This is a genomic window from Bacteroides sp. HMSC067B03 (assembly GCF_001811315.1).
Lineage (GTDB): Bacteria > Bacteroidota > Bacteroidia > Bacteroidales > Bacteroidaceae > Bacteroides > Bacteroides faecis.
This window is the reverse complement of the sequence record NZ_KV804368.1, coordinates 201446-223617: the sequence shown is the minus strand read 5'-3', so window position 1 is coordinate 223617 and position 22172 is coordinate 201446. Positions and strand designations below refer to the sequence as shown.

Here is a 22172-nt window from a genome sequence, read left to right as displayed (position 1 = left end):
GTGTAAGAAGTCAGTGATACATAGTCTTCAGCTTTCAGTCCGAGTGATTCAGCGAAAGTTTTCGGAGTATATTCCTTACCGTTGTAAGTGAAGTTTTCCGGGCATGCTCCCAGATAAGTATCGTAGATAGCGCTAAGACCTTTTTTCCATACCGGAGTCAGCTTAGTGAGTTTACCTTTGGCGATAGCGTTGATGTAACCTTCTGCTACGGCATCCAGTTCGTTGTGTACCGGCAGTGAATCACCGTACATGATACCCGGCATTGCTTCCTGCGGAACAAGACCGTAGTTCTTCATACAGTAAATAATGTCATAGAAACTTCCACCGGGAGAGAAAGAACTGTCGCCATGATAGCGTACGTAGTTTGCTCCACGGTCTTCCATTGTTTTGTGTACAACAAACATTTCCGAAAGGTCATATTCGCCTTTACCTAAACGAAGTAGTTCTGATTCCAGAAATCCCAAAGCAGAGAAGCTCCAGCAGGTGCTCGAACGGTTCTGGTTTTTGATGGAGGTAATCGGATTTTCTTTCACTGTTGTGAAAACGAAGCCCTCTTCGGGTTTTGCGTCTTGTGCCATTGCGCTCAGGCTGAACAAGCCTAAGGCAGCGATAAGGATACTCTTTTTCATTCTGATGAAATTAATATTAAATTGTTTTGGCTACAAATATACGGATTCCTCTCTTGAAATCCGTCTTTTTGTACTCAAATTGCATAAAAAAAGAATGAATATTACTGTATCTTAGCGCGATAGGTCCGTTCGGAGAAGGTGATATTTAAGAACAAAGAGAAGCTGTTTTCTTTTTGCATACCGTTAGGGACCTTCATCTGACCTTTGTATTTCAGGCCGAAAGAGAGTACATTATTATTGCGTAATCCGAAATTTAGTCCGGTGCTGATGTAATAATCGGTCGCTTTCTTCTTTTGGATAACGATGTATGAATTGCTGATTCCCGTTCCCAGTAACAGGCTGACCGGGTTACGGTACACATTGCCCGGCGTATATTTTCCTCCCAGGGATAGCCGGTGCTGGTTCTGAAAACTGACGTTGGACTGCGAAGACTCCATCCGGCTCCAGTCAATGTATTTATAGTCGATGGTTGCCATCCAGCGCAGACAGTTGTAGGATGCTCCTACACCGAAAAATTGTGGAAGGCACTGACGGTACCGTTTCAGGCTGCTTTCAATATCTTCTCCTCCTGAACTGCTGCTGACGTAGAGGTTATTCTCTTGCCTGAAGTTCTGTGAGTATCCGTATACGGCTCCGGCAACGAAGAAACGTTCGCGGTCGATTGCCCATTTGTACTGAATACCAAAATCGGCATAAAAGGTATGTTTGTAAGAACTGGTTTCTTCGGTGGCGTTGCCTTGTGTTTCAGTTTGAGTGATCGTTCCTGTGACATAAGAAAGGTTGGTGCCGACGGAAAGACCTTTGTCAAACAGGTACGCCGTGCTGACTCCCATCTTGGAAAGCCCTCCTTCTCCTTGAAAAAGAGAGGAAACGGTGCTTCCATTAGTGCCTGCTATTTCTTCATCCAGTGTGATGGCATATCCTACACTGCTCACGGGCGCCAAAAAAACGGCTCCATACCAGCGGGGGATAATCCGGCAACCAATACTTAGATTGTTCAGGTTTCCTGTGACGGAATGATTGCTGGCTCCCCGTTGTGTATAGTTCTGGTAAGATCCCATAATACCGGCATCTATCTGAAACCGCTGTTCGGTAAGTTCGGTGAGTGATGCGGGATTGGCGGTGTTCAGAAAATTGCTTCCACGCAGGGCGATGCCTGCGCCTCCCAAACCTGCATATTGTCCGCCTTCACCGGTAGAGATTTCTCCCAAGCCGAACATGGAGGTAGGTGAATTGGTGGTATTTTGAGCGATCAGTATGGAGACAGGGCTGTAAAGAGCCAAAATGCAAAACAAAATCTTTTTCATTTTTGATAGGTTTTGTAAAGTATGATAAGTTTGGTGGTTTCTCGGTTGGTCGTGTTATCTCCGTCACCGAAAATGACACCTTGCAGAGTCGTGAAAAACAGATTGTCCGGAAGGATTAGTTGCAGCTTTTGTCGGTTGTAACCGGTCGTTCCCAGATTTGTTTGCAGGAAAGAGGTGAGATCGAATGAGTAATAAGTCTTTTCGTAGGTCACTTCATCGACGACGAGATTTCCGGTTTGTACGGAGTTTCCTGTAAGGTCCGTGATAACTCCCTGCGTCACATTGTCTTTGTTGGCGGTATAAAGTGACAGTGTTTGGGGAAGCGGATACATTCCTCCATAAGTCCCTTTTACCGGATATAATTGTAAGGTGGCACTTTCGATGGTCACCAGGTCACCTTCCATACAAAGATTGTTGAGATGGGGAAAATCAATGGAGATGTACATGCCCGTCATTCCCTGCATATATGCCTGGTGGTTGCTCAGAGAGGTGGATAACGCGTTGTCGTCTCCGCTTTGCAGATCCTCTAGCGGTGTGCCGTTCCGGTCGTACTCTATTTTATTAAAGGTAAGCGTAGTGCTTGCATTGAATACCAGTTCCTTTTCAGTGATGACCTCCGTCAGCGAATGGTAATAGAGCGTGATGCAGAAGCTGGAATCATTCACCTGAAATCCATTGACGCATGCGGCGTTCATATCCGGAATGAAGGCGATACCTTTGAAATAATTCTGAAAAAAGGTTTGTGACTCCATTACCCGGTTGTCTTCCAGCAGCAGGTTGAACCATTCCTTGCCCCATTCGTCGGGCAGGCGGACTTCCAGTTCCTTGCTCCGTCGTCCGGGAGTGGGAGTGAAGCTGAAAGAACTCAGTGGGTTCTGGCTGTCATAAGCTATATTGCTGGTACTATATAAATAATTCGCATCGTCCAGTTGGATATTTTCTGTCAGGGGATACATCGAAATCCGCTGGGTGACCAATGTGTCTCCCAGATAGTCGCCCGAAGAATAAAGGCGGATCGTAATGGAATCGAACAGGTAATCGATACTTTCGTCAAAAGAGACGGAAGGTACTTCATACTCCGCATAAAAGGAAGCGGTGATTTCTCCCCACAACGCGTCCTTGCGGTGTCCTATCTGGCATACAGTATCTCCGGAAGTGGCAAGCGAATCGCTCAGGAGTGTACTGAGCAATACCGTACACGTATCTGTCTGTACATTCCGGAACGAACTTTCCACCCATTTTCCTCCTACTAAAGACGCATCGTTCTGGCAGGCGAAAAAGGAGAAGAATATCAAAATAAAAAGAAGTGTTATCAATGATTTCATGAACAATAATTCAATTGGTTTTGTGGCGGCAAAAGAAGGACATTTAGGGAGGTTCCCCAAAAACTATCGACTAAGTCTGTCTATTTATCGACTTCAATTTTGTTGGTAGACAGAATGTTTCTGTTTGTCGATAGTTTTTTTATTCATAGCCGTTGCCCCCTACATTTGCGGCTGTATTTAACGACAAATTTTAATGAATAAAAAAATGAATAGATTACTTTGGATGCTGGTTGCACTATTGTCGCTGGCTGCATGTACGGAAGATACGGAGTATACAGCCGGAGTTTGGTATCGTCGTTCGGATTTTGACGGAGTGGCGCGTATGGATGCCGCCGGATTTACTATTGGCAATAAAGGCTATCTCTGCGGTGGGTACCGGGGGAGCAAGAAGGAACGCCTGAAGGACCTTTGGGAATACCATATTGACAATGACTGGTGGACACAGTGTGAAGATATGCCCGATGAGGCTATCGCACGGAATGCCGCTACAGGATTTGCTGTAGGTACCAAAGGATATATTGTCGGTGGATATGACAAAGATGCCAATGACTATCTGGATGATTGTTGGGAATACGACCCGGCGACGGGAAACTGGAAACAGATGGACCCCTTCGGGGGAGGTGCCCGTATGTATGCACTGGGATTTGGTATAGGAAATTATGGTTATGTCGGTACGGGGTATAACGATAATTACCTGAAAGATTTTTATCAGTTTGATCCTTCGGCTGCTTCCGGTTCGCAGTGGACAATCATTAATGGGTTCGGCGGACAGAAACGTCAGGGAGGGATGGTCTTTGTCATTGATGATATAGCCTACATCTGCGGAGGCGAAAATAATAATGCGGACGTTTATGATTTCTGGTGTTTCGACCCTTCACAAAGCACGCCCTGGAAACAGTTACGGGATATCAAAGATTCAAGCGACGATGATTACGATGATGATTATACCTCGATTGTACGCTGTTATGGCTGTGCTTTTGTGATTGATGGCAAAGGATATATCGCTTTGGGACAAACATCCTCATCGAGCCTTCGTTCTAATTACTGGATATATGATCCGGCAACGGACTTGTGGGATGGAGAAGACCTGACGGATTTTGAAGGCAGTTCGCGTGTGAAAGCGGTTTGTTTTTCGACAGGTAAACGGGGAATTGTCGCTACCGGTGGCACCGGAACTTCCTCCTCTTCATTCTATGATGATACTTGGGAATTGAAGCCTTATGAATATGAAGAGAAATAAAAAGTGGATAGGTATTGGTCTTATTGTTCTGCTGTTGGGCGGAGGAATTACTTGCTATAAGAAGGTGAACCTCTCTGACCCATATCATTTGGAAGTGATACAAGGTGAAGATAGTATCGGATATGGCTATCAGATTTATAAAGGAGAACGTGTGATTATTGCCCAGCCTTTTATTCCGGCTGTCACCGGGAGAAAGACTTTCCGGACAGAACAGGATGCCCGGCATGTAGGAGACTTAGTACTGGAACGGATCAGAACGGGACAGGATTTTACCGTGTCGAAAGAAGATTTGAAAGGTTTGGGCATTACACATTAGTGCCGCCTTATTGGCACAAGATTATATCTAAAGTGCGGATAATTAGAATTCTATGAAATGAAATTCACGTGATTCTTATTATCCGCACTGATATAATACCTTGGATTTATTCCCCCTTCCTTTGATTTATTATTCTGTCTTGGGTGTCACTACATAGTCCTCTTTTATAAACTCATCATATACCCGTTTCGGATGGTCGAATGCTGCGGTTCCGTTCCTCTGTTCATTGAAGTTCTCCCGGCGGAATTGTTTCAGCTTCAGATTATCTTCGGCATATTCTCTCAATTTTTTATGTTCACGACCATAGAGTGAACTCTCCGTAACATCAGAATCAAGCAGGCTTTCTTTAGGAGTAATGGTTGGTAAGAGCACTTGTTCCAGTAATCCACGATAGGCACCATTATATTCACACCAGACGAGATCGTTGGCTGTAAATATACGGTAGAAGTACTTTGACCAGGCGGTTTTGATTTCTATTGACTGAGCATAAATCTCAATGGTTGCTTCTGAACCATACGCTTGATCACGAATTACCACGGTCGTCCGACCGCTGATTTCTTCCTTCACGGAAGTTTGCCATTTGTCGGAATGTAGAATTTCCTGAATAATTTCCGGCAACTTTTCTTTAATTTCAAACTGTATTCTCATAGTGCTTGCCTGCGGGCAGGACTTTTTTTGAATTTTCCTACTTAAACAATTAAGCTAGCCTAAAGTTACATAGATTGAAGCAAAAAAACAAGATATTGTTTGAATATTTATTATTTTTGCCAAACTATCTGCCTTTTTCGTTTGTTTTTATTATAATTATGCAACAAATAGCAAAAAACAAGTTTATGCCGAATAAAGCCCGGAAGAATTACATCATCTATGTACTTATGCTCCTTCTGTTTGGAGGGCTGATTTATGTTGCTATTGAAGAAGGCGACAGGTTTTCACATCACGCGGCAAATACGTTAAACATGGTACAGGAGGGTCCTTTTGCCATGTTTCTTCAATTTATGCAAGATAATCTGCATCATCCGCTGACGACATTGCTTATCCAGATTATTGCCGTATTATTAATGGTACGTCTTTTCGGCTATTTGTTTAGTCTCATCGGACAGCCGGGGGTGATTGGGGAAATCGTAGCCGGCATTGTCTTGGGGCCTTCTGTCCTGGGATTTTTTTTCCCGGAAGCTTTTCACTTTCTGTTCCCTGTCCACTCGCTGACCAATCTTGAACTGCTGAGCCAGGTCGGATTGATCCTTTTTATGTTCGTTATCGGCATGGAACTGGATTTCAGTGTGCTGAAAAATAAGATTAATGAAACGCTGGTGATCAGTCATGCCGGGATTTTGGTACCTTTCTTTCTCGGTATCCTGTCCTCTTACTGGATTTATGAAACGTATGCCGCCGATCATACGCCCTTTTTACCTTTTGCCTTGTTTATAGGTATCTCCATGAGTATTACTGCTTTCCCTGTGCTGGCGCGTATCATTCAGGAACGAAATATGACCAAAACTCCCTTGGGGACTCTTGCGATTGCTTCTGCTGCCAATGATGATGTAACTGCCTGGTGTTTGCTGGCTGTGGTTATTGCTATCTCAAAGGCGGGTAGCTTTGCCAGTGCACTTTATTCCGTAGGGTTGGCCGTAGTCTATATTGCAGTAATGTTTCTGGTGGTCCGTCCGTTTCTGAAAAAGGTGGGGGAGGTATATGCCAATAAGGAGGCAATCAATAAAACGTTTGTGGCATTTATCCTGTTGATTCTTATCATTTCTTCCTGCCTGACCGAGATTATCGGTATTCATGCTTTGTTTGGAGCTTTTATGGCGGGGGTGGTGATGCCCTCGAATCTGGGTTTCCGCAAGGTGATGATGGAAAAGGTGGAAGATATTTCTTTGGTCTTTTTCCTGCCGTTGTTCTTTGCGTTTACGGGGTTGCGTACGGAGATAGGTCTGATCAACAGTCCGGAACTGTGGATGGTGTGTTTGCTGTTGGTGACAGTGGCTATCGTCGGCAAACTTGGAGGTTGTGCCATAGCTGCCCGTCTGGTGGGTGAGTCGTGGAAAGACAGTCTGACGGTCGGCACCTTGATGAATACACGCGGATTGATGGAATTGGTTGCATTGAATATCGGTTATGAAATGGGAGTACTACCTCCGTCTATTTTCGTAATTTTGGTCATTATGGCGCTAGTTACAACCTTTATGACTACTCCGCTGCTACATTTGGTCGGACGTTTCTTTGTACATCGGGAAGAAAAGTTATCTTTGAAGCGCAAACTTATATTTTGCTTTGGTCGTCCGGAATCCGGACGTAGTCTGCTTTCCATTTATGATTTATTGTTTGGGAAGCAGTTGAAGAAAGAACATGTGATTGCAGCGCATTATACGGTGGGTACGGATTTGAATCCGTTAGATGCCGAACATTATGAAAGCGAAAGTTTTGCTTTGCTCAATCAAAGAGCTGCCGAACTGAATATTCAGGTGGACAATCATTATCGGGTGACGGATAAACTGGTGCAGGAAATGATTCACTTTATCCGCAAAGAACATCCTGATATGTTGCTTTTGGGAGCCGGAAGCCATTACCGTCCCGAAATGCCGGGAACTCCGGGAGCTATTTTGTGGCTGACGCTTTTCCGTGATAAGATTGATGACATAATGGAACAGGTGAAGTGTCCTGTTGCCGTATTTGTGAATCGCGGTTATCGGGAGGGAGCGCTGGTTAGCTTTGTTTTGGGAGGAATGATCGATATATTCTTGCTTTCGTATATTAGTATAATGTTGCAAAACGGTCATTCGGTGCGTCTTTTTCTTTTTGATACGGACGATGAGGAGTTCTGTCGGTGCATGAATGACTTGCAGGCTCGTTATTCCGGTCAGATAACGATAGTACGGTTTGCAGGAGTAGAAGAGTTAGTAACCAGGGAGAAAGATGGATTGTTGGTAATGAGCCATCTTTCGTATACAAAATTATCCGAGGATGAGCTTGTGATGCGGGAATTGTCATCTTTGCTGGTCATCCGCAGGAATAAGAATAAGGGAGAAAAAAATGAAAGACTTGAAATTGGATGAGCATACAGGGTTAGTACTTGAAGGGGGAGGAATGCGGGGAGTATTCACCTGCGGTGTACTCGACTATTTAATGGATCATAATATTCGTTTTCCTTATGCGATCGGGGTGTCGGCAGGAGCTTGCAATGGTTTGTCGTATGCATCCCGCCAGCGTGGGCGTGCTAAGTTCAGCAATATCGACTTGTTGGAGAAGTACAATTATATCGGTTTGAAACATTTGTTCAGGAAACGTAACATCCTTGACTTCGATTTGCTTTTCAATGAATTTCCCGAACATATTCTTCCCTATGATTATGATACATACTTTGCTTCTCCCGAACGTTTCGTGATGGTAACAACGAATTGTGTGACGGGCGAAGCCAACTATTTCGAAGAGAAACGGGATAAAAGCCGCGTGATTGATATTGTACGGGCGTCCAGTAGCCTGCCTTTTGTTTGTCCTATTACTTATGTGGATGATGTTCCGATGCTCGATGGGGGGATTGTAGACTCTATTCCTTTGCAGCGGGCTATTGCTGACGGTTGCACCCGTAATGTGGTTGTACTTACCCGTAATCGCGGTTATCGGAAAGATACCAAAGATATCCGTATTCCATCCTTTGTTTACCGGAAATATCCGAAGTTGCGCGAAGCGTTGAGCCGTCGGTGTGCTGTTTACAATGAGCAGCTGGAAATGGTGGAACAAATGGAGGATGAAGGAAAGATTATCGTCATTCGTCCGCTGAAGCCGGTTATGGTGGACCGGATTGAACGGGATGTGCAGAAACTGACGGAATTTTATGAAGAAGGATACGACTGCGCAAGAAACCTGTTCGAAGTTTAAGTAAATAATAAATGACCTGATTTGTTTGTAGTCCGCATGAGAAATGCGGACTACAAACTGTGATATTTATATATTTCTGTATAATATTTCTACAAATACTCTTCTTTTGCCTCAATTAATTCGATTTTAAGTCATTATTAATTGGTTTTTGTGGTATTTATTAAGGGATGCCCCTTTACTTTGCTGAAAAATAATTTTTGGCAGACTTAATAACATAACATGAAAAATAAAAAAATAACATGGTAAAAAGGTTTGATTGGTTGTTGGTGTATTTATTGTTTTCAATAGGGGTGATGGCACAATCCGGTGGGAAACAGTATAATTCTTACAAAGGATTGGTCATGGCAGGTTATCAGGGGTGGTTCAACACCCCTGGTGACGGCTCGGGCCGTGGTTGGCATCATTATAATGGACGCAACGGGTTCCGTCCGGGCTCATGTTCGGTGGATCTTTGGCCGGAAGTGTCGGAGTATAAGAAACTCTATAAGACCGAATTTTCCTTTGCTGACGGCAAACCGGCTTATGTGTTTTCTTCTCATGATGAATCTACCGTAGATGTCCATTTCAGATGGATGAAGGAGTATGGACTGGATGGTGTCTTCATGCAGCGTTTTATCACAGAAATACGAAATGAAAGCGGATTGAAACACTTTAATAAGGTGTTGAACTCAGCGATGAAGTCTGCTAATAAATACGAACGGGCTATCTGTGTGATGTACGACCTGAGCGGCATGCAGCCGGGAGAAGAGCGGTTATTGCTGAAAGACATCGCAGAAATATCAGAACGCTATTCATTAAAAGACCATGCAAAGAATCCGTCTTATTTGTATCACAACGGTAAACCGCTGGTTACGGTTTGGGGAGTCGGATTTAATGATAATCGCCGTTACGGACTGAAAGAAGTTGCTCATATTATTGATGGCTTGAAATCACAAGGATTCAGTGTGATGCTTGGAGTACCTACTCAGTGGCGTGTGCTGGAAGGAGATACGGAGCCGGACCCCCGACTGCATGAACTCATCCGCAAATGCGATATTATGATGCCTTGGTTTGTAGGGCGTTATAATGAAACGACTTATCCCAAGTACCAGAAATTGGTGGAAGAAGATATTCAGTGGGCAAAGAAGAATCAGGTGGATTACGCTCCGTTGGTTTTCCCCGGTTTCTCATGGGGAAATCTGAAAGGAAAAGATCATAACTCGTTTATTCCCCGCAATAAAGGTTCTTTCCTTTGGACGCAATTGACGGGAGCCATTCGTGCAGGTGCCGAAATGATTTATGTAGCTATGTTTGATGAAATAGATGAAGGGACTGCCATCTTTAAATGCGCCCAAAAGGTCCCTGTAGGGAAAAGTACATTTGTACCTATTGAAGAAGGAGTAGAAAGCGATCATTATTTGAAATTGGTGGGGGAAGCTGCTAAGATTCTGAGAAAGGAAAAAGCGATAGCATATAATACCAGACTGAATCCGGCTGGTCCGAATCCTTTTATCCGGCACATGTACACTGCTGACCCGTCAGCACATGTCTGGAAAGATGGCAGATTGTATGTGTATGCTTCGCATGATATTGCTCCTCCGCGTGGATGCGACTTGATGGACCGGTATCATGTGTTCTCCACCGATGACATGATCAATTGGACGGATCATGGAGAAATCCTGAGTTCTGAGCAAGTGCCGTGGGGACGGAAAGAAGGAGGTTTCATGTGGGCCCCGGATTGTGCTTACAGAAATGGTACCTACTATTTTTATTTCCCTCATCCCAGTGAAACGGATTGGAATGACAGCTGGAAGATTGGTGTGGCTACCAGCAATAAACCCGCAGAAGGATTTAAAGTGCAGGGATATATTGAAGGAATGGACCCGATGATTGATCCTTGTGTATTTGTGGATGATGACGGACAAGCTTACATTTATAATGGCGGTGGTGGCATCTGCAAAGGAGGGAAGCTGAAAGATAATATGATAGAACTGGATGGTACCATGCGGACTATGGAAGGGCTGGTAGATTTCCATGAGGCTACTTGGATACATAAGCATAACGGAAAATATTATTTGTCTTATTCGGACAATCATGACGACGGGGAAAAACACAACCGGATGTGTTATGCAATCAGCGATTCGCCTTTGGGTCCCTGGGAATACAAGGGAATTTATATGGAACCTACCGACAGTTATACCAATCATGGTTCTATTGTCGAGTTCAAAGGACAATGGTATTCTTTCTATCACAACAGTGCACTGTCCGGTCAGGATTGGTTGCGTTCCATTTGTGTGGACAAGCTGTACTACAATCCGGATGGTACTATAAAAATGGTAAAGCAAACTAAATAACAGATACACCGGACCTTCTATTTTTGCTTGTGAATTAAAAATCTGATAGTATGAATATAAAAAGAGACTTGTTAACTATCCTTGCATGCAGTATGAGCCTGCATCTTTTGGCACAGGAAAAGTTTCCGTTCAGAGATCCGCAACTTCCTGTCGAACAACGTGTGGAAGATCTGGTTTCTCGCCTGACGCTGGAAGAAAAAGTAAAGCAAATGCTGAATAGCACACCTCCTGTTGAACGGCTGGGAATCCCTGCCTATAACTGGTGGAATGAATGTCTGCATGGCATCGGACGCACTAAATATCATGTAACCGTATTCCCACAGGCTATCGGAATGGCTGCGGCCTGGAATGACGCTTTGATTAAGGAAGTCGCTTCTTCCATAGCCGACGAAGGACGTGCCATCTATAACGACACACAACGAAAAGAAGACTACAGCCAATATCACGCATTAACTTACTGGACGCCTAATATAAATATATTCCGTGATCCCCGTTGGGGACGCGGGCAGGAAACCTATGGCGAAGATCCTTATCTGACCGCCAGAATAGGTGAAGCCTTTGTTCAGGGACTTCAAGGGGACAATCCCCGGTATCTGAAAGCCTCCGCCTGCGCCAAACACTACGCAGTACATAGCGGGCCGGAGAAAAACCGGCATAGTTTCAATTCGGATGTAAGCACCTACGACTTATGGGATACGTATCTGCCGGCTTTCCGTACATTGGTAGTCGATGCGAAAGTTTCCGGCGTAATGTGTGCGTACAATGCTTTTCAAGGCCAGCCGTGTTGTGGAAATGATTTGTTGATGCAGTCTATTCTGCGTGACAAATGGAACTTTATGGGATACGTCACTTCCGATTGTGGAGCTATTGATGATATTTTCAATCATCACAAAACACATCCGGACGCAGCGACGGCGGCTGCCGATGCCGTATTCCACGGAACTGATCTGGATTGCGGACACAGTGCTTACCTGGCTTTGGTGAAAGCGGTGAAAGATGGAATTATCACAGAAAAACAGTTGGATGTTTCTGTCAAGCGTTTGTTCACCATCCGTTTCCGCCTGGGATTGTTTGATCCGGTCGAACTGGTAGATTATGCGCGTATTCCCATTTCTATATTGGAATGCCGAAAACATCAGGACTTGGCAAAACAACTGGCACGTGAGTCAATGGTGCTTCTTAAAAACGACCAGTTACTTCCGCTCCAAAAGAATAAACTGAAAAAGGTGGTAGTGATGGGCCCGAATGCAGACAGCAGAGAATCTTTGCTTGGAAACTATAATGGAAATCCTTCCCGCATGTTAACACCTTTGCAGGCTATTCGTGAGCGTCTGGGCGGATGGACGGAAGTCGAATACATAAAAGGAGTGGATTATGTGAACACTATTTCGGCAGATGACCTGAAACAATATGTGAATCGGGCAAAAGGTGCAGATGCGGTGATCTTTATAGGCGGTATCAGCCCGCGGCTGGAAGGTGAAGAAATGCCGGTCAGTAAAGACGGGTTCGACGGAGGAGACCGCACCACAATCGCTCTGCCTGCCGTTCAGACTCAGATGATGAAAGCATTGGTTGCCGAACATATTCCGACTGTATTTGTGATGATGACAGGAAGTGCATTGGCTATACCTTGGGAAGCGCAAAATGTGCCGGCGATATTGAATGCCTGGTATGGCGGACAATACGGAGGGGAAGCTATTGCCGATGTATTGTTCGGAGACTATAATCCTTCCGGAAAACTTCCGGTGACTTTTTATGCGCAGGACAGTGATTTACCTGATTTTGAATCGTATGATATGCAGGGACGTACCTATCGTTATTTTAATGGGAAGGCTTTATATCCCTTTGGTTACGGATTGAGCTATACCAGTTTTGCTTATTCTTCATTGAAATTACCTAAAGTGTGTCGCACCACAGACAAAGAAATAGAGGTAACGGTTACAGTGAAAAACACGGGGCATACCGAAGGGGAAGAGGTAGTGCAACTCTATGTATCTCATCCCGATAAAAAGATACTGGTTCCGTTGACAGCATTGAAAGGTTTTAAGCGGATACAGCTAAAAGCCGGTGAAGCTCAACGGGTTACTTTCTCTTTGTCTTCGGAAGATCTGTCCTGTGTTGACGAAAATGGTATTCGTAAAGTATGGGCGGGTACGGTTAAGATACAGGTTGGCGGCTCTTCACCCGTAGCTACTTTGGCTGCTCCTTTCAAGGGGGTAGGAGCTACGTTAAAGATTACAGGAAATACACACACGATAGATAAACAATGATTTAATAATAGTTGAAAAACAAATATTGTATGAAAAACAAAATGAAATGGATGTTGGCAGCAGGGCTATTGTCATGTTCAGTAGCTATGGCTCAGCAACAAAGCGATATATTATCGGTATCGGCTTCTGCCAATGCAGAAAATGCCGCTTTAGCTTTTGACAAGAATGTAAAAACGATGTGGACATTACCCTCTCAGGCGTTGAAGGCTGAACAGTGGCTGATGTTTACCATTCAGCAGCCCGGGGATGTCTGTGAACTGGACCTTCAGATGCAGGGTGTCGGTAAGAATGAACTGAAAGAGGTGCTGGATATCTTTGTCACTTACGACCCTATGAATTTGGGAACTCCCGTAAACTATCGGATCGAGGGGAATGACAAACAGATGAAAGTCAAGTTTACTCCTAAATATGGTGCCCATGTGAAGTTGAATTTCAAGTCAGGAAGACTGGATAAACCTTTCTCTTTAAAAGAGATTTCTGTACTTGTGGCAGAGAAAGTACTGACAGACAGCAAAGGAGAAGTAACCGACCGTCGCTATATGGATGTATCGCTTCCGGTAGAAGAGCGTGTAGAGAGCCTGCTGGCTGTGATGACACCGGAAGATAAAATGGAACTGATTCGTGAAGGATGGGGTATTCCCGGTATTCCTCATTTGTATGTGCCGCCTATTACAAAGGTAGAGGCCGTACATGGCTTTTCTTACGGTAGTGGCGCCACTATTTTTCCTCAAGCTCTGGCGATGGGAGCTACCTGGAACAAGAAACTGACGGAAGAAGTAGCAATGGTGATCGGTGACGAGACAGTGGCTGCCAATACAAAACAGGCATGGTCGCCGGTGCTGGATGTGGCGCAAGATGCACGCTGGGGACGTTGCGAAGAAACCTTCGGTGAAGACCCTGTCTTGGTTTCACAGATGGGAGGTGCATGGATCAAAGGTTATCAATCCAGAGGACTGTTTACTACACCCAAACATTTTGGCGGACATGGTGCTCCGTTAGGTGGGCGCGATTCACATGACATAGGACTGTCTGAACGTGAAATGAGAGAGATTCATCTGGTTCCGTTCCGCCATGCAATCCGCAATTATGATTGCCAGTCTTTGATGATGGCTTATTCTGATTATATGGGTGTTCCGGTTGCTAAAAGCAAAGAACTGCTGCAACAGATTCTGCGTCAGGAATGGGGATTCAATGGATTCATCGTTAGTGACTGCGGTGCTATCGGAAATCTGACAGCCCGCAAACATTACACGGCAAAAGATAAGATTGAAGCTGCCAATCAGGCACTGGCTGCCGGTATTGCAACCAACTGTGGAGATACCTACAATAATAAAGAAGTGATTCAGGCTGCAAAAGACGGACGTATCAATATGGAAGATCTGGACAATGTATGCCGTACGATGTTGAGTACTATGTTCCGTAATGAGCTCTTTGAGAAGAATCCTTGCAAACCGCTGGACTGGAAGAAGATATATCCGGGATGGAACTCGGACAGCCATAAAGAAATGGCACGTCAGGCAGCACGTGAGTCTATTGTAATGTTAGAAAACAAAGAGAATCTTCTTCCTTTGTCCAAGACACTGCGTACGATTGCGGTAGTAGGTCCCGGTGCAGATGATCTTCAACCGGGCGATTATACGCCGAAGCTGTTGCCGGGACAATTGAAATCGGTTCTGACCGGTATTAAAAGTGCGGTGGGCAAGCAGACAAAAGTGCTTTATGAACAGGGATGCGACTTTACGAATCCGGACGCTACGAATATTCCTAAAGCCGTGAAGACAGCTTCCCAGTCGGATGTTGTAATCATGGTACTGGGCGATTGCTCTACCAGTGAAGCGACCAATGATGTCCGCAAGACATGTGGGGAAAATAATGACTGGGCGACTTTAATCCTGCCGGGCAAACAGCAGGAATTGCTGGAAGCAGTTTGTGCAACCGGAAAACCGGTGATACTGATTCTTCAGGCAGGGCGTCCTTATGATATCCTGAAAGCGTCTGAAATGTGTAAAGCTATTCTAGTAAACTGGTTGCCGGGACAGGAAGGTGGTCCGGCAATGGCAGATGTACTGTTCGGTGACTATAATCCTGCCGGTCGCTTGCCGATGACATTCCCACGTCACGTAGGACAGCTTCCGCTGTATTATAACTTCAAGACTTCCGGACGCCGTTACGAATATGTAGATATGGAATATTATCCTCTTTATCGCTTCGGATTCGGACTCAGTTACACTTCATTCGAATATTCTAATCTGAAAATACAGGAAAAGGCGAATGGAAATGTAGAAGTGCAGGCTACAGTGAAGAACGTAGGAAGCTGTGCCGGTGATGAAGTTGCCCAGCTGTATGTGACAGATATGTATGCCAGTGTGAAAACCCGTGTTATGGAGTTGAAAGACTTCACCCGTATTCATTTGCAGCCGGGAGAGTCGAAGACGGTTTCTTTTGAAATGACTCCTTATGACATATCATTGCTCAATGACCGGATGGACAGAGTCGTGGAAAAGGGTGAGTTCAAAATCATGATAGGAGGAATGAGTCCTGATTATGTAGCTAAGAATGAAATCAAACATAGTGTAGGCTATAGTGATAACAAAAAGGGAGTCACAGGGATGCTCAATTATACGCATGAATTTGGGGCTAATTTTGATCTTACTGTGTCTAAAGTAGAAGAAAATCTTGTAAAGAATCAAAAGACTGTGTGGGTAAGTGTAAAAAACACAGGCACTTTGATGGATATAGGTAAAGTGGAAATGTTTGTTGGTGGTAAAAAGACAGGAGACGCAGTTCATTATGAGTTGGGGGCGGGCGAAGAAAAACTGATTCCGTTCAAGCTGGCGAAAGAGAATAAGGAGCCTGTAGCGTTTACTACCAAATATAAGATGGTATCTTTATAAGTTTTAGAGGGTCGTAAATTGATGATAATTTAGACGAGATAAACGATTATGTATCGTATTTGTTTGGGATTGTTACTGATTATTGCCGGTTTCTATGTAAAAGCAACTGAACCGGTTCATGACGGACTGGTTAAGCTACGAATCAGCAATTTTAAAGATGACAAGGCTGGTGCTGTAAGTTATACGTTCGATGATGGATTGCGCAATCAGTATCTGATTGCCGCTCCCATCATGGAGAAGCTACAGATACCGGGAACATTCTTTATTATTCCCGGACAGGTTTCGGCTACTTTACAGGAAGCCGAAGCTAAAAAGCCGGGAGCATGGGGAGGTGTTACCTGGGATGAGATACGCACATTGGTAGCTAAAGGTTTTGAAATCGGCAATCATGGATATAATCATAAGAATCTGGTGACTCAGGTAAAAGAGCCGGAGGAACTTGAAAATGAGATAGAAAATAGTGCTGATATTATCCGGAGGGAAACGGGAATTTTCCCTGTTTCTTTTTGCTATCCTTATAACAGCTTCAATGAGCAAGTTGGAAAGATTGTAGAAAGGCGTCATATGGTGGCCCGTATTTTTCAGCAAGGTATTGGAGCCCGGGATACCACGGCAAAGAATATTAATCAATGGATGGATAAACTGATTAGCCGGAGAGAATGGGGAGTAGCTATGATTCATGGTCTGACAGATGGATTTGATCCGCTTCGTCCTGATGTTTTCGAATCTCATCTGACTTACGCGAAGAAGCATGAAAAAGATCTTTGGATCGATACTTTCGGTAATATCGGCAGCTACATAAAGCAACGTGACGCGACCACTATAAAAGAGATTGAAATCGGAACCAATTCAGTGTCTTTTACTCTGGACTGCAAGTTAAGCAAAAAACAGGTGAAGGTTCCGTTGACGCTCGTGATCTTAACGGAAAATAAAGTAACTGAAGCGAAGGCAACACAAGGGAGAGAATCTCTGCCCGTAACGATCAGTAATAAACAAATAATGATTGATTGTGTCCCTGATTCCGGACGAGTCACAGTTGAATGGAAATTTAGTGATGTATATATAGACTGATAAATAAAATGAAACGACTTCTTTTAATATCATGGATATTTTTGTTATCCATAAGCTTTGGACTGACAAAAGCAAAAGCCGATGTACGGATGCCGCTGATCTTCGGTGATCACATGGTTTTGCAGCAAGACACAAAGATTGCCATATGGGGATGGGCTGATGCCGGAGAAAACATAGAGGTAGCCTTTGCCGGACAGAAAGTGAGAACGACTGCTCATAGTGACGGGACATGGAAAGTAAACCTGAAACCAATAAAAACGAAGAAAGATGGGCAGACACTGACGATTACCGGAAAGAATAAACTAGCTTATTCGGATGTACTGGTAGGTGACGTATGGGTTGCTTCCGGACAATCGAATATGGAATGGGGAATTAAAGTAAGAAAGGAATATGCTGACGATATAGCCGGTTCGGAAGATCCTTTATTGCGTTTGTTCTTTGTTCCCAAGAATACAGCATTGCAGCCGTTGACTGATATAGAAGTTCCTCAGGGAACGGCTAGTCCCGAGCGGGCTGCCAGATGGGTACTTTGTACACCGGAAATGCTGGCAAAGATCAATGGACAGGGTTTTTCGGCAACGGCTTATTACTTTGCGCGCGACATGCGTGCTGCTAACGGACGTCCGTTAGGAGTTATCCAGTCCGCTTGGGGAGGTACGCGTGCTGAGGCCTGGACCAGTCTGTCCGGACTGAAGCAAGAACCTGCTTTGGCTCACTATGTTACTGCTTATGAGAAGAATGTGAAAGATAATCCGGAAATACTTGCCACTTATCCCCGAAAACAGAAAGAATTTGATGAAGCGGTAAGAGAATGGGATAAGACAGTAGGAAAAGAATGGAATCAGGCGCAAAAAGAATGGGCGATAGCTGTGAAAGCTGCACAGGCAGATGGAAAGCCGGCTCCACCCAAACCGCAGCCCAGAGTACCCCGTCCACCTAATCCACGTAAACCGCATGGAGGAAATAATGGTCCGTCCAACCTGTTTAATGCCATGATCTCTCCTTTGATCCCTTTGAGCATAAAAGGAGTTATCTGGTATCAGGGAGAATTTAATTCCGGTGGTTCTGCAAAGGAATATGCCACTCTGTTCTCGCGAATGATTATGGATTGGAGAGAGAAATGGGGAATCGGTGATTTTCCTTTTGTATACGTGCAGCTTCCTAATTTTGAGCCTGTAGACCAACAACCGTCTGTTGAAGGAAATGGTTGGCGCTGGGTGCGGGAAGGACAGTTGAAAGCCTTGAACCTGCCTAATACGGCAATGGCTGTAACGATTGATGTGGGAGATCCTTTCGATTTACATCCGGTAGATAAATACGATGTCGGACACCGGCTGGCCCTTGCTGCCCGAAGGTTGGCGTATGGGGAGAAGGTAGTCGGTATGGGACCTCTTTATAAAAAAATGTCAGTGAAAGGAAATAAAATCATTCTGGAGTTTACCAATCAGGGTAAAAAGCTGATGATGGGTACTTCTCCGTATATACCGGCAGGAGAACCGCCTCATCCGAAACCGACGAAGTTAACGGGCTTCGGCATTGCGGGTGCCGACCGTAAGTTTGTATGGGCAGACGCAGTGATTGAAGGCAATAAGGTGATTGTGTCCAGCAGCGAAGTTGCTGTTCCTGTGGCTGTACGTTACGGCTTTTCCAATAGTCCTCGTTGTAACTTGTATAATGAGAAGGGTTTGCCGGCATCCCCTTTCCGCACAGACAATTGGGATAAATAACACGGACCGGAAAACAAATAAATGGCGGGCGGCTCAAACGGGAAAAAGGGAGAACAGTTTTCGCACCGCATCCTCCGGTAGTTTATCAATTCTTTATCGAGGGATCGGTAGATGGAAAGATATGAGTGAATCTGACAATCAATATGAAGCACGCTACTTTAACCGGGGATTCGGAATATTATTTCTCAATAACGGCATTTAATGAGAATGGTAATTAAATAATGAAAGGTTGATAATCATGGAAGACGGAAAAAAGATACGAAGAATGATTTCACAAGGTGTTAGATACTGCTTGTTGGCTTGGGCCGGAATATTTTCCGGAACGATGGTTGCACAAACTCAGAAAGTCGTGTTTTCCCGTGATTTTTCTCCGGCGGAAGGTTTGGTCATCCCGCAGGAAAAACCATATCGGGATGAAGTCTGCCTCAACGGACTTTGGGATTTACAATGCGTTGCTGTTCCCGCTTCGTGGAAAAGTGGTTCCGGGATAGCGCCTGAACTAGCTGCTCCTCAACCGGATCAATGGGAAAAGGTAAAGATAAAAATCCCTTCTGCTATCAGTGTAAACGATTGGGGGAGAGGTAGTAAGGTTGGAGAAGGAACACAGCGACCGTATACTCCAAGTTCCGTTTACTTTCCCAGTTATCCGGAACACTGGGTACGTGCCCGTATGGGATGGTTATGCCGTAATTTTCGTATTCCTGCCGATTGGGAACAAAAACGCGTTTTGCTTCATTTTGAGGCAGTGGCAGGTGATTGTGTGATATGGGTGAATGGAAAAGAAGTTTGTCATAATTTTGATGCCCATCTTCCTTTTGAGGCAGATGTGACCGAGTATGTGAATCGTGACGGTGAAAATGAGTTGTTGGTAGGAGTGAGGGATACGAAGCTATTCGATCAGTCGCATCCCGTTTATAAAAAGATGGGGGCAACTTATCCCACAGGTTCCAATACCGATTATTTGCTTGGCATTTGGCAGGATGTGTATTTGTTTGCAGTGCCCGAAATACGGATAACAGACGTGTTTGTACAATCCTGGCTGGATAAGAATGAATTAAAAGTAGAGGTAGAGTTGACGAATTTATCTTCGAAAAAGGCAAATATTACATTGAACGGAGAAGTCAGGGAATGGATCAACCAGGCAGGAAAGGACATTCTGACCGCTCCTGAGATCAAATGGACATTGGGAAATACGGCACTGACCATGCCTGTTACTACGGTTGTGCTTCAAAAAGGAGAGAAAAAGAAAGTCATTATCACTCAGAAACCGGATGATAAGTTAAAGTACTGGACTCCTGATACTCCCGAACTATACACTCTGCTGCTGACTGTAAACGGGAAGAAGCAGATATATGACTGCAAAGCTACCCGTTTCGGATGGAGACAATTTAAAATTGTAGGAGATGAGTTTCAGTTGAACGGAAAGAAAATACAATGCTTCGGGGATATTCAGCATCCTTTCAGTGCTTATATCTGTTCGAGACGTTTTGCTTATGCATGGTATCAGATGATTAAGGATTTTGGAGGAAATGCCGTTCGTCCGCATGCACAACCCTGGCCTCGTGTTTACTATGATCTGGCGGATGAAATGGGCTTGATGGTACTGGATGAGACAGCTTTGTTCGGTAGTTCCATTCGTTTGAATTTGGAAGAAGATATAACCTGGGAGCGTTCGCACCAACATTTGGAACGATTGATCATGCGTGACCGCAATCATCCTTCTGTTATAGGGTGGAGTGTCGGTAATGAGATGTTTGCTATTGCTTTGCTGAACAAACCGGCAAAGGAAGTAGCTGCCGTTTGGGATGATAAATTGGTGGAACTGACATTGAGCGCAAAGAAATATGATCCTACCCGTGACTTCCTTACCTTGGATGGAGACCGTGATATGGACGGACGTCTCCCCGTGTGGAGCAAGCACTTTTCCCATGGTCTGAAACTGGAAGATTTACCCAAGGGATTGAACAAGCCTTTGATTGTAGGTGAGTCCGGAGCGACTTATTACGGACGTCCTCACCAGTTATATCCTTTTGTCGGAGAAAAAGCTTATCTGTCTTATAAAGGGCGGAGTGAGGCACTGGCAATCGATGTTTATCAGAATGTGAAACAGATGGCCATTCCTTATCTTGCATACTATTCCCCTTCGGAAGTATGTTGGTTCGGATTGGAACACATGAACTTGGGATATCACGATTTTAGTCGTCTGCCGAATCTTTCGGATGGTGTATTTGCCGGTAAAGCCTATGAAGAAGGCAAGCCGGGATATCAATATGAACGCATTCCTCCCTATGTCACTACCTTTAATCCGGGGTTAGATACTACACTTCCTCTATATAAGCCGTTGCCTATGTTTAATGCGCTGAAAGCTGCTTTCGGTGGTGGTGAATGGGCACCGTTTAAGGAAGTGAAACATCCGGTAAAGCCAGCCTGTCCGGCTCCGGTTTATACGGTTGCATATTTATTGGGGGAGGCTCATCCGGACTTAATCGATTTTATCACTCAGGCCGGAATCTCATTGACCACCCATCCGAAGAAAGCTGACTTATGGATTGTAGATGCCGAATTAGTGTCTGCATCAGATTTACAACAGATGCAACCGGCATTGAAGAAATGGAAGAAGGAAGGAGGAATGGTACTGGCATTGAGTACCGGACAAAAACTGAGTAATGACTTTGCCCGTTGGTTGCCGGAAGAAGTAAGGCTGACAAATCGCAAAGCCACTGCTTTAGAGATAGACAGTACTTCTTCCTGGAGAAAATATTTTGAACTGCCTGACTTGTACTTTGGCGAAATGGAAGGTGACCGTTACATACTGAAACAAGGTTTGACAGGGGCATTAACTGAGAAGGGGAATGTTATATTAAAAGCTTCCCGCACAGACTGGAATCTGTTTAATACCTCTCCCGAACATTGGAAATGCGCTCAGGTCGTATTGTATGAGGCTCTACAAAAGCCTGAAGGGGCAGCTTTGGTCACATATCCGTTGCAAGATAACACAGACTTGGTTTTGTCGGTCATAGATTATCGTTTGCGGACGAAAGAGGTAACTGCCTTTTGGAACTCGATGTTTCATGTAATGGGCATTGCGACAGACGGGGGTGGTTTCAAATCTCACGATGTGAAGGAGAAGAAACATGACTTGCTGATGGATGGTCCTGTAGATTAATAAAAATAGAAA

At 44.6% G+C, this 22172-nt stretch carries 14 protein-coding genes; 10 read left to right on the top strand and 4 right to left on the bottom strand.

All coding sequences use genetic code 11. From position 1 onward, the window contains the following. From HMPREF2794_RS14720 to HMPREF2794_RS14710, 3 genes are all read right to left on the bottom strand, one after another. Nucleotides 1-629, bottom strand: a 629-nt coding sequence (locus HMPREF2794_RS14720) for a C1 family peptidase (protein ID WP_305764434.1), incomplete at its 3' end; no start/stop codon positions are given. Between the two features lie 101 nt (nucleotides 630-730). Continuing rightward, nucleotides 731-1936, bottom strand: a complete 1206-nt coding sequence (locus HMPREF2794_RS14715) for a BamG family beta-barrel-assembly machinery protein (RefSeq protein ID WP_010539010.1) — start codon at nucleotides 1934-1936, stop codon at nucleotides 731-733. Next, nucleotides 1933-3261, bottom strand: coding sequence for a DUF4270 family protein (locus HMPREF2794_RS14710; protein WP_010539009.1), 1329 nt, complete (start codon nucleotides 3259-3261; stop codon nucleotides 1933-1935). The genes HMPREF2794_RS14715 and HMPREF2794_RS14710 overlap by 4 nt, the downstream gene beginning before the upstream one ends. 193 nt (nucleotides 3262-3454) lie before the next feature. Here HMPREF2794_RS14710 and HMPREF2794_RS14705 point away from each other — a divergent pair, with 193 nt between their 5' ends. Next, nucleotides 3455-4501, top strand: coding sequence for a Kelch repeat-containing protein (locus HMPREF2794_RS14705; RefSeq protein WP_029425661.1), 1047 nt, complete (start codon nucleotides 3455-3457; stop codon nucleotides 4499-4501). Then, on the top strand, nucleotides 4488-4817 hold the full coding sequence (locus tag HMPREF2794_RS14700) for a DUF4907 domain-containing protein (RefSeq protein ID WP_224207205.1): 330 nt from the start codon (nucleotides 4488-4490) through the stop codon (nucleotides 4815-4817). Before HMPREF2794_RS14705 ends, HMPREF2794_RS14700 begins: the two co-directional genes overlap by 14 nt. Before the next feature lie 129 nt (nucleotides 4818-4946). On the opposite strand, the gene HMPREF2794_RS14695 is transcribed toward HMPREF2794_RS14700, so the two are convergent. Continuing rightward, nucleotides 4947-5465, bottom strand: coding sequence for a hypothetical protein (locus tag HMPREF2794_RS14695; RefSeq protein WP_022302514.1), 519 nt, complete (start codon nucleotides 5463-5465; stop codon nucleotides 4947-4949). Between the two features lie 185 nt (nucleotides 5466-5650). On the opposite strand from HMPREF2794_RS14695, the gene HMPREF2794_RS14690 reads away from it, so the two are divergent. The 8 genes from HMPREF2794_RS14690 (at nucleotide 5651) to HMPREF2794_RS14655 (ending at nucleotide 22160) form a co-directional block, all read left to right on the top strand. Further along, complete coding sequence (locus HMPREF2794_RS14690; protein ID WP_070751784.1) at nucleotides 5651-7876, top strand: cation:proton antiporter; 2226 nt, start codon at nucleotides 5651-5653, stop codon at nucleotides 7874-7876. After that, complete coding sequence (locus tag HMPREF2794_RS14685; protein ID WP_055270631.1) at nucleotides 7854-8699, top strand: patatin-like phospholipase family protein; 846 nt, start codon at nucleotides 7854-7856, stop codon at nucleotides 8697-8699. The genes HMPREF2794_RS14690 and HMPREF2794_RS14685 overlap by 23 nt, the downstream gene beginning before the upstream one ends. 1424 nt (nucleotides 8700-10123) lie before the next feature. Continuing rightward, the gene (locus tag HMPREF2794_RS29945; protein ID WP_371490670.1) at nucleotides 10124-11032 is read left to right on the top strand and encodes a family 43 glycosylhydrolase; all 909 of its coding nucleotides are present in this window, start codon (nucleotides 10124-10126) and stop codon (nucleotides 11030-11032) included. Nucleotides 11033-11082: 50 nt separating this feature from the next. Next, nucleotides 11083-13302 carry a glycoside hydrolase family 3 C-terminal domain-containing protein gene (locus tag HMPREF2794_RS14675; protein ID WP_070751782.1) on the top strand — a complete coding sequence of 740 codons (2220 nt, stop codon included), beginning with the start codon at nucleotides 11083-11085 and terminating at the stop codon, nucleotides 13300-13302. A gap of 29 nt (nucleotides 13303-13331) precedes the next feature. After that, entirely contained in the window at nucleotides 13332-16196 is a 2865-nt protein-coding gene (locus tag HMPREF2794_RS14670) for a glycoside hydrolase family 3 N-terminal domain-containing protein (protein ID WP_010539001.1), read from the top strand. A 48-nt stretch (nucleotides 16197-16244) separates the two neighbouring features. Beyond that, nucleotides 16245-17267 carry a polysaccharide deacetylase family protein gene (locus HMPREF2794_RS14665; RefSeq protein ID WP_010539000.1) on the top strand — a complete coding sequence of 341 codons (1023 nt, stop codon included), beginning with the start codon at nucleotides 16245-16247 and terminating at the stop codon, nucleotides 17265-17267. 8 nt (nucleotides 17268-17275) lie between these two features. Next, nucleotides 17276-18994, top strand: a complete 1719-nt coding sequence (locus tag HMPREF2794_RS14660; protein ID WP_029425660.1) for a sialate O-acetylesterase — start codon at nucleotides 17276-17278, stop codon at nucleotides 18992-18994. A 238-nt stretch (nucleotides 18995-19232) separates the two neighbouring features. Continuing rightward, complete coding sequence (locus HMPREF2794_RS14655; RefSeq protein ID WP_070751781.1) at nucleotides 19233-22160, top strand: glycoside hydrolase family 2 protein; 2928 nt, start codon at nucleotides 19233-19235, stop codon at nucleotides 22158-22160. Nucleotides 22161-22172 lie beyond the last annotated feature (12 nt).